Annotated in this window: 9 protein-coding genes; 5 read left to right on the top strand and 4 right to left on the bottom strand. The window is 74.9% G+C overall.

The window, feature by feature from the left end; translation table 11 throughout:
- Positions 1-204: 204 nt before the first annotated feature.
- Complete coding sequence (locus tag AB0950_RS14145) at positions 205-585, bottom strand: hypothetical protein (protein WP_366778592.1); 381 nt, start codon at positions 583-585, stop codon at positions 205-207.
- A 186-nt stretch (positions 586-771) separates the two neighbouring features.
- On the opposite strand from AB0950_RS14145, the gene AB0950_RS14140 reads away from it, so the two are divergent.
- Positions 772-1,146 (top strand): J domain-containing protein, encoded by a 375-nt coding sequence (locus tag AB0950_RS14140; protein WP_366778591.1) that lies wholly within the window; start codon positions 772-774, stop codon positions 1,144-1,146.
- A gap of 307 nt (positions 1,147-1,453) precedes the next feature.
- Here AB0950_RS14140 and AB0950_RS14135 read toward each other — a convergent pair whose 3' ends face one another.
- Entirely contained in the window at positions 1,454-1,600 is a 147-nt protein-coding gene (locus AB0950_RS14135; RefSeq protein ID WP_366778590.1) for a hypothetical protein, read from the bottom strand.
- A gap of 392 nt (positions 1,601-1,992) precedes the next feature.
- Between AB0950_RS14135 and AB0950_RS14130 the strand changes: the two genes are divergently transcribed.
- Positions 1,993-2,742, top strand: coding sequence for a CAP domain-containing protein (locus AB0950_RS14130; RefSeq protein WP_366778589.1), 750 nt, complete (start codon positions 1,993-1,995; stop codon positions 2,740-2,742).
- Between the two features lie 7 nt (positions 2,743-2,749).
- Here the strand turns inward: AB0950_RS14130 and AB0950_RS14125 are convergent, their stop codons facing one another.
- Positions 2,750-4,264 carry an IucA/IucC family protein gene (locus tag AB0950_RS14125; RefSeq protein ID WP_360570607.1) on the bottom strand — a complete coding sequence of 505 codons (1,515 nt, stop codon included), beginning with the start codon at positions 4,262-4,264 and terminating at the stop codon, positions 2,750-2,752.
- An 84-nt stretch (positions 4,265-4,348) separates the two neighbouring features.
- On the opposite strand from AB0950_RS14125, the gene AB0950_RS14120 reads away from it, so the two are divergent.
- From AB0950_RS14120 to AB0950_RS14110, 3 genes are read left to right on the top strand one after another with little or no spacing between them, the layout of a single operon-like run.
- Positions 4,349-5,863, top strand: a complete 1,515-nt coding sequence (locus AB0950_RS14120; protein WP_366778588.1) for an IucA/IucC family protein — start codon at positions 4,349-4,351, stop codon at positions 5,861-5,863.
- Between the two features lie 9 nt (positions 5,864-5,872).
- Positions 5,873-7,135: a VWA domain-containing protein gene (locus AB0950_RS14115; protein ID WP_360147354.1), complete on the top strand. Its 1,263-nt coding sequence runs from the start codon at positions 5,873-5,875 to the stop codon at positions 7,133-7,135.
- On the top strand, positions 7,135-7,938 hold the full coding sequence (locus AB0950_RS14110; protein WP_360570603.1) for a hypothetical protein: 804 nt from the start codon (positions 7,135-7,137) through the stop codon (positions 7,936-7,938). The genes AB0950_RS14115 and AB0950_RS14110 overlap by 1 nt, the downstream gene beginning before the upstream one ends.
- Positions 7,939-7,983: 45 nt before the next feature.
- On the opposite strand, the gene AB0950_RS14105 is transcribed toward AB0950_RS14110, so the two are convergent.
- The gene (locus AB0950_RS14105) at positions 7,984-8,610 is read right to left on the bottom strand and encodes a winged helix-turn-helix transcriptional regulator (RefSeq protein WP_360570601.1); all 627 of its coding nucleotides are present in this window, start codon (positions 8,608-8,610) and stop codon (positions 7,984-7,986) included.
- Positions 8,611-8,627 lie beyond the last annotated feature (17 nt).

The following is an 8,627-nucleotide window of genomic DNA, read 5'->3' as shown; positions in this document are numbered from 1 at the left end:
CGCTGATCGCCGTCGCGGCGCCCTTCGCCCGCACGGCCGACATCCCCCCGGGCAGCGTCACCATCAAGCACATCGCCGGCCTCTACAACTACGACGCCCGGCGCGCGCCGGGCCACGCCGGGGCGGGGTCCGGGCAGGCGGGGGGCAGGCGCACCCCGCCCCCCGTGCGGTGCGAGCCGCACGGGGGGCGGAAGGGCAGGTCGCTCAGGACCGATGCGTGGACGGCTGTTCGGCTCGGGCCTGCGGCTGGGGATGGCCGGCGGCACGCAGCATCGGTGCGGCGTGCCGCTCCGGGCGGTCGGCGCCCTCGGCCGGGACGCGGCAGCGCGGCGCGGCGGCGTCGCCGGGCAGGGGCACGGGGCGGCGGGCCACGAGGCGCCCGACCCAGCGCCGGCCGCAGTGTTCGCAGGTCGGCGCGCCCTGCGGGGTGTACGGGGAGGGAACCGCCGCGTTGTCGCGGTAGAAGACCTCCCACTCGGCGTCCAGGGCGTCCCGGTAGCGCTGCACGTCGTAGTCGACGCTCCAGCGGTGCCAGCACGAGCCACAGGTGAACTCGACACGTTCGACGGCAAGTTCGGTGATCACGGCACGGCACCTCCTGTCCGGTCGGCGAGTGTGGTCTGCGAGGCGTACGCACAGCCCTCGAACCCTCTCGCAACCCCTATACCTCCCCGCCCTGAACATTGACAAGAAGCGGCTCAAGTTTTACTTCATGGCTGTAAGCAACAAAGGGCGAAACCGCAGTTCGCGGCGGGTGAGGAGGTGGCCGGGATGCAGGGGCGGGATCAGGGAGCCGACCTGTACGCGGTGCTGGGGGTGGAGCCCTCGGCGACGTCCGAGGTGATCACCTCCGCCTTCCGCGCCAGGGTGCGGGAGCTGCGCCCGGACACCCGCGTCGACGCGGTCACCGCCGAACGGTTCGGTGAGGTGCGGGCGGCGTACGAGACGCTCCGCGATCCGGTCCTGCGCACTGCCTACGACCGGACGCACGGGCGAACGGCCGGGCGGGACGAGCCGGCGCCCGGACGCGGTCCCGGCTCCACGCGGCCGCTCCGAGCCGCGCGGCCGTACCTCGTGGTGCTCGGGGCCGTCCGCCCCGAGCCGCCGCTGCGCGCCGGTCCCCTCCGGTGGGAACCGCCGCGTTGACCGCGCACGGCATCACCCACGCGCAAGGCGCCCGGACCACCCGTCGGTGGTGGCGTCGCGAAGAATAGCGAGGTGCTGGTCGGCGAGGTCGCCAAGCGGCAGGCCGTGACGAACGTGGAGCGCACCGCGCGCTCGGTCGGGTGTCCGGCCGTCCCGGCCCAGGACCGCGGACACCCGCCTCGCGGCGCGCGCCGGCGCCCGTCGGCGCGGGGCCGGCTCTTCCCTTCTCGTCACGGGGGAGTACCCGGCGTCACGCGACGAGCGTGATGCGACGGGCGGGCTCGGTCGCCGGGTACCGGCACGGCCGTCAGCCGGTGATCTCGATGCGCCGGGGCTTGGCCTTCTGCGCCTTGGGGACGGTGACGGTGAGCACGCCGTCGGCCGCCTGCCACAGCCGCCCCATCCGGCCGCCCCATCCGGCCGCATTACGGACAACTACCTTACTGGCGCCCATATTCTCCACGACGGACAGAAGGGGAAAGGCGTCACCGGCGCACGGCGCGGGCAGGGTGACATCCCTCACAGCGCGCCCGGCGCCTAGGCGTCCGGCTTAGTAGGCGCGGCTCCGCCGATATAGGGGACTTGTCCGGCTTGCCGTCGGCGCCGGCCGTCCCTGGGACCAGGAAACCTCCTTCGCCCGGCTCGTTCTCGTATCCGCCGCCGTCGGCCCTCTCCTGACGGCTCGCCAGCCATGCGCAAACATCGCGGACGCGAACCCGGCACCTCCGTGGCCGCCTGACAAGAGGCGTCTTCTCCTACTAGCGCCCTTCGTAGAGACGCCCTTTGCGCTCCTTGTGAAGCCCTCCTGAAAATGAGCGCCCCGCGATCACCGAACGAGGTTGACGAATGGCCCAGCACCGCAAGACGCAGCCCTACCGGCGCATAGTCGTCGCCGCCGTCGCCATCGGAGCCGTGGGCGTGCCGTCCGTCGCCCTGGCCTGCACCGACTGGCCGCAGGGCGGCACAGACCGGCCCGAGGCGGCCGCGACGACCACGCCCCGGCCGCACCACCACGGCCACCGGCACCATCACCACCGCAACGCCGCCCCCGCGCAGACCACCGCGTCCCCCACGCAGCGGCCCACCGCGTCGCCCACGCAGCGGCCCACCGCCCACCCCAGCACCGGCACGAAGACCACGGCCCCCGCGCCGCGGACGACCACGTCCGCCCCCAGCACCCCCAAGCCCAAGCCCACGCCCTCGGCCACGGCCACCGCGTCCTCGGCCACCGCGCGCGTCGTCCAGCTGGTGAACGCCGAGCGCGCCAAGGTCGGCTGCCACCCGCTGACCGTGAACGCGAAGCTGACCCAGGCCGCGCAGGCGCACAGCGCGGACATGGCGGCGCACCGGAACATGTCGCACACCGGCTCCGACGGGTCCGCCCCCGGCGACCGCATCACCCGGGCCGGCTACACCTGGAGCGCCTACGGCGAGAACGTCGCCTACGGCTACGACACCCCGGAACAGGTCATGACGGGCTGGATGAACAGCCCCGGTCACCGGGCGAACATCCTCAACTGCTCGTACAAGGAGATCGGCGTCGGCCTCGCCCAGCCGGGCAGCTACTGGACGCAGGACTTCGGCACGTCCCGCTGACGGCGGGTCAGCCGCCCGCCAGTGGGTTGGGCAGGGGCAGATAGCGGGCGTCCGCGCCGTCCGCTCCCGTCCAGCGCAGCAGCAGGTTGGTCTTGCCGGGCAGTGTGGGCGAGGCGAGCAGGGCGGGGACCTCGGGCAGGGCGTGCCGGGCGAGCTCCCGGCGCGCCGCGGGCCAGGGGTCGAATCCCTGATGGTGGTCGGCGAGGGCGGCGGCGATCTCGGCGAGGTGGTTGACCACCAGGCAGTACACCAGCCGCTCCCAGCCCGCCGCCCGGGTCACGTCGGGCAGCAGCTTGGCGCCCTCGGCGTCCCGGAACAGCGCCTGCACGGGCGTGCCGGAGCCGTCCACGGCGACGAGGGTGTTCTGCAGATGGGCCTCGAGAACGACCCCGTGATCGTCGAACGCGGCGAGGGCGGGCGGCACGACCTGGCGCAGATAGGCCTCCCACCAGGCCGCCGGGTCCCCTGCGGCGGCCAGCGGGCTGCCGTCGAAGCCCTCGGCGAGGGCGGCGGCGAGCAGGGGCGTGGCGCCGGGCAGCAGATGGCCGCGCAGGCCGTCCCTGACGAGGACGGCCAGCTCCTCGAAGGCGAAGGCGGCCGTGCGGTAGCCACGGTCGCCGAGCCAGGCCGCGGGCGGGCCCAGCGCCGCGAAGGCGTGCCGTGCCGCCGCGTCCGTGCGGCGTAGTCTGCGCAGGTCGTGGCGCCACAGGCGGCGGATGTCGTTGGTGATGCGGACGTCCAGGCTGAACTTCAGGAACAGGTCGCGCCCGGGCTCGTACACCGTGCGGACCGCCGCCGTCGGCCAGGTGTCGAAGGCGGTGGCGCCGAGGCGGAGCAGGCGGCCGTCGGCGAAGGCCGGGGCGAGGTCGCGGCCGACCAGCTCCAGCTGCCAGGGGTGGGCCGGCAGCAGCCGGTAGCCGGGCGGGGCCGCGCCCAGCGCGTCCAGGGCCCCGGTGTCGCCCTCCTCGGCCACCTGGTCCTCGCGGACGCCGAGGAGCGTGAGCGGGAAACGGGCGTGCGCCTCGGGGGCGTACGGCAGCCAGGAGGCGACCGGGCCGCCGCCGCGCGCCTTGGGCGCCGGGTGGTAGGGGTGGCCGGTGATCAGGGACTGCTCGGAGCGCACGTAGGGGTCCGCGGGCGGGGTCGCCCGGGCGCGGGCGGCGAGCAGGGCGGCGACCGCGTCCCGGCTGTCGATCATCTCGGCGGGCAGGTCGCCGCCGGGCAGCCCGGTGTGCCGGCGCAGTTCCTCGGCGACCAGTTTGACCAGTTCGGTGTGGCCGACGCGGCGCCAGGCCCCGGCCGCGCGCACCTCGGGGTCGGCGGGGCGCCGGCCGGCCCGCACCCGCAGCAGCCGCCCGCTGGGCAGGCGGTGGATCCGGCGGTCACCGGGGCCGTCGAGCGGTACGGCCACCTCGCGCAGCAGGCAGTTGAGCAGGGGCGCGACCGCGTAGGCGTCGGCGCTGCCGCCGGCGGCTCCGGTTCGGGGTGCTCCGATGGGGGGTGAGGAGTCCACGCGATCCATTCGTTTCGTCCGGAGTGGTCACGATCAGTATGTCTGTCGTCGCCGACAATCGTCCTGCGCGCCCGCGTACCCGAGGAGCCGACCGTGCACCGTCCCCCCACCGCCGAGGCCCGGGTGGCCGAGGAACTGGCCGCCGTCCGGCCCGCGCTGCTGCCGCGGTTCACCACGGAGCTGCCCGGCGCGCGTGCCGCGGTGCTGACCCGGCTGTGGCGGGCGCTCACCCATGAGCCGCTGCCGTGGATCACCGGCCGGGTCCGGGGTGCGCACAGCCTGGCGCTGCGGCTCGCCGACGGCCGCACGCTGTACGGCCCGCACGCGGACCCGTACGCCACGGGCGCGTACGTCACGGAAGTCCGCCTGGACCGGGCGCGCGCGGTGGATCCGGCCGCGCTGATGACCGCCCTCGGCGTGCCGGACGGCGCCGCCTTCGCCGCCGAACTGGCCGACAGCGTGGCCTCGTTGGCGCTGTCCCGGGCGGGCGCCGATCACCCGAAGGAGTGGCCGGAGCACGACTGGGAGTGGGAGCAGCGGGTGACCGACGGGCATCCGTACCACCCGAACTGCCGGTCCCGGCCCGGTTTCTCGGTGGCGGACCAGCTGGCGTACGGCCCCGAGCACCGGCCGGTGGTGGAGCTGGGGACGGTGCCGGTGCCGGCGGACGGGTGCCTGGTGGCCGGGGACTGGCCGGCGGAGCTGCGGGACGGCGGGCGGCTGCTGCTGCCGGTGCACCCCTGGCAGGCCGGCCATGTGCTGAAGCGGTCGTACGACCCCTGGCGCCCGGCCCGTCCGCTGCTGTCCCTGCGCACCCTCGCGCTGCCGGACGGCCCGCATGTGAAGACGGCGCTGAGCGCCCGGCTGACGTCGTCCGTGCGGGACATCTCCCCGTACTCCGTCGAGGCCGCGGCGCCCCTGTCCGTGCTCGGCGAGGAGCTGGCCGCCCGCACCGACGGCCTGCTGCACGTCACCCGCACCCTCGGCGCGGTCTCGGCCCACTCCCCCGATCTGGCCGCGCTGCTGCGGGAGTCGCCCGAGGTGTACGCGGCGCCGGGGGAACGCGTCCTGCCGGTGGCCGCGCTGGCCACCACCGCCCTGCCCGAGTCCCCCGGCTGGCTGGCGGCGTTCGCCCGGCTGGCGCTGACGGTGGGCCTGCGCCTGCTCGACCTCGGGGTGGCCCTGGAGGCGCACGGCCAGAACCTGCTGGTGATCCTGTCCGCCGACGGCGCCCCGCTGCGGCTGGTCTACCGCGACCTGGCCGACATCCGGATCAGCCCGGCGCGGCTGGCCCGGCACGGCATCGCGCCGCCCGCGCTCACCGGCCGTCTGGTCACCGACGCCGAAACGGCCCTGCGCCGCAAGCTGTTCGGCTCCCTGGTGGCGGGCGCCCTGGCCGGCACGGCGGGTTCGGGCCCGGCGCTGGGAGCGGCCCTGGCGGCCGCCGTACCGGACCTGCCCGACACCCCCGACCTGCGCGCGCTGCTGCAAGGGCCGCTGCCCGCGAAGGCGCTGACGCTGATGCGGCTGTCCCCGCGCACCCCCGGCGACCAGTGGACGTCGCTGCCGAACCCGCTCGTTTTGGAGCCATGCCGGTCTGATCAATAAGATCCGGCGATGATCACAAGACAACGGCTGGCGGCGGGCGTCTGTGCTCTGCTCGCCGCCCTGGCGGCCGGGATCGCGTTCCCCGGCGGGGCCGTCGCCGACGAGACACGGGCGGCCGCCCCGAAGGTCGAACTCGTACTGGACGTCAGCGGTTCGATGAGGACGCGGGACATCGACGGCGACTCGCGGATGGCCGCCGCCAAGCAGGCGTTCGGCGAGGTGCTGGACGCCACTCCGCAGGAGGTCCAGCTCGGCATCCGCACCCTGGGGGCCGATTACCGCGGCAACGACCGCAAGGAGGGCTGCAAGGACACCGCGCAGCTGTACCCGGTGGGCCCGCTGAACCGCACCGAGGCGAAGACGGCGGTGGCCACGCTGCAGCCCACCGGCTGGACGCCGATCGGGCCCGCGCTGCTGAAGGCGGCGGACGATCTCAGCGGCGGTGACGGCACCCGCCGCATCGTCCTGATCAGCGACGGCGAGGACACCTGCCAGCCGCTCGACCCGTGCGAGGTGGCCCGCGAGATAGCGGCCAAGGGCATCGGCCTGACCATCGACACCCTCGGCCTGGTGCCGGACGCCAAGACCCGCGACCAGCTCAGCTGCATCGCGGACGCCACCGGCGGCACCTACACCGACGTACGGCACAAGGAGCAACTGTCCGGCCGGGTCGGGCAGTTGGTGGACCGGGCGGCCGATCCGGTGGTGACGCCGGTGGCCACGCAGGGCGCCGCGCAGTGCGCGACGGCACCGACGCTGAAGTCCGGGCTCTACACGGACCGTGAGGAGTTCGGGCAGCAGCGCTGGTACAAGGTCGACGTCGACCCCGGCAAGGAGCTGCGCGCCTCGGTGAGCGTGGCCGACGACCGCGCCGTGAACCCCGACTACGGGATGCTGCTGCGGGCGGTGACCGTGCACGGGCGGGAGATCGTGCGCGGCGAGGCCGCGGGCACGGGCCGTACGGACGCCGTCTCGACGGGACTTCGCTACCCGAAGCCCGCGAGCGACGACGACACGGCGACCGCGGAGACGGTGTGCCTGGAGGTCACCCACTCCTTCTCGGCCGCGCCGGGCGTGAAGACCACGCCGGGTCTGCCGCTGGAGCTGACGGTCGATGTCGTGGACGGGCCGTCCGGCCATCACGACGTGGCCTCCTTCGGCCTCGGCCGGGGCTGGTGGCTGCTGGGGGCGCTGGTGCTGACCGGCTTCCTCGCGGGTCTGCTGTGGGGCTGGCTGTCGCGCTGGCGGGTCGCGGTCTGGAGGACGAACTGATGCGGATCACACGGGTGCTGGGCGCCGCGCTGCTGGCACTGGGGCTCGCGGCCGGACCGGCCGCGGCCGACTCGGCGAGCCCTTCGCCGAGCGCCTCCGGCGACGGTGGTGCGCCCACGCAGGCGGGCACCTCCTTCCGTACGGCGACGGAGATCCGGCAGGGGCAGCAGGCCACCGCGTCCGGCTCCACCGGCGACTACCTCTACTGGTCGTTCCCGGCGGACACCGGGCAGCGCCCCACCGTCAGGGCGACGGTGAAGCTGCCCGCCGCGCACGGCGCCGAGACCTGGCAGATCGACGTGTACGACGGGCTGCGGCGCCGGCAGGCCTGCCAGTACGGGGCGGCGAGCCGTACGGCCGAGCCGGGGGCGACCTCGGTCGAGCTGGCCTGCGTGCTGCGGACCGTGCGCGGCTGGTCGGAGCCGTGGGCCAACGACCCGCTGCCGGGTACGTACTACATCCGGCTGACCGTGGTGGACCTCGGCTCCGCCGACCTCGGCAAGCCGGTGAGCGCCGACGTCCGCGCCGACTCGAAGGACATCGGGGGCCCGGCGGCGGTGGACGGCTCGCTGGGCAAGCCGCTGGTTCCCGGGATCGCCGTCAAGTCCGAGGCGCGCGGGGACGGTTCCAGGACCGCCGTGCTGTCGAGCTTCGGCTCCGACGACGGCTGGTCCTCCGGCTGGTGGACCGACCGGTGGGTGTGGACCGCGATCGGCGGCGTCCTCGCGGCTCTGGCCGGTATCGGCGGGTACGCGCTGACACGGGGATCCGGGCGGCCGTCCCGGATACCGCCGGACGCGTGACGCACGCGAAGGCCCGCCTCCCGGCGGGCCTTCGCTCGTTCCCCCTCAGCTCTCACGCAGGGCCTTGGCCAGGGTGCCGTCCCCCGTCACCGTCACCCGTCCTTCCCGTACCGCGTCGGTCAGGCTCACCTCGCCCCGGGCGACCGCCTCGCACGTCGCCGCGTCCATCACCAGCCGGGCGTCGGGCTCGGCCGGCGCGGGCCCGTCGCCGTACACCGGGCCCTCCTCGGCGCCGACGCGCAGATGGAAGTCCCCCTCCTCCAGCCGGACTTCGACCAGCCCCTCGCCCTCAAGGCCGCGCAGCAGCGGCAGGGCGAACCAGTGCGCGCGGACCGCGTCCGTCGGGCGCCGCTGCCCCAGCTCGGCCTCGCCCCACCGGCCGAGGGCCTGGAGCACCGGCAGCAACGCGCGCCCCCTGCCGGTGAGTTCGTACACATAGGCCGCGCCGGGCGGGGGCAGCCGGCGGCGGGTGGCGAGGCCGTCGCGCTCCATGTCCTTCAACCGGGAGGCGAGTACGTCCGTGCTCACGCCGGGCAGGTCCGCGTGCAGGTCCGTGTAGCGGCGGGGGCCGGCCAGCAACTCCCGGACGATCAGCAGGGTCCAGCGGTCGCCGACGAGGTCGAGGGCGCGGGCGGCGGAGCAGTACTGGTCGTAGCTTCGGCGAGGTGACATGCGACGCAGTCTAGACA

The sequence above is a fragment of the Streptomyces sp. NPDC007189 genome, from assembly GCF_040703635.1.
Classification (GTDB): domain Bacteria; phylum Actinomycetota; class Actinomycetes; order Streptomycetales; family Streptomycetaceae; genus Streptomyces.
This window is presented reverse-complemented; position numbering and strand designations above follow the sequence as displayed.

Coding starts and splice junctions, on each gene's coding strand:
- AB0950_RS14135 (WP_366778590.1), bottom strand. CDS start 1,600: ATGGGCGCCAGTAAGGTAGTTGTCCGTAATGCGGCCGGATGGGGCGGC.
- AB0950_RS14140 (WP_366778591.1), top strand. CDS start 772: ATGCAGGGGCGGGATCAGGGAGCCGACCTGTACGCGGTGCTGGGGGTG.
- AB0950_RS14105 (WP_360570601.1), bottom strand. CDS start 8,610: ATGTCACCTCGCCGAAGCTACGACCAGTACTGCTCCGCCGCCCGCGCC.
- AB0950_RS14125 (WP_360570607.1), bottom strand. CDS start 4,264: ATGGATCGCGTGGACTCCTCACCCCCCATCGGAGCACCCCGAACCGGA.
- AB0950_RS14110 (WP_360570603.1), top strand. CDS start 7,135: ATGCGGATCACACGGGTGCTGGGCGCCGCGCTGCTGGCACTGGGGCTC.
- AB0950_RS14130 (WP_366778589.1), top strand. CDS start 1,993: ATGGCCCAGCACCGCAAGACGCAGCCCTACCGGCGCATAGTCGTCGCC.
- AB0950_RS14115 (WP_360147354.1), top strand. CDS start 5,873: ATGATCACAAGACAACGGCTGGCGGCGGGCGTCTGTGCTCTGCTCGCC.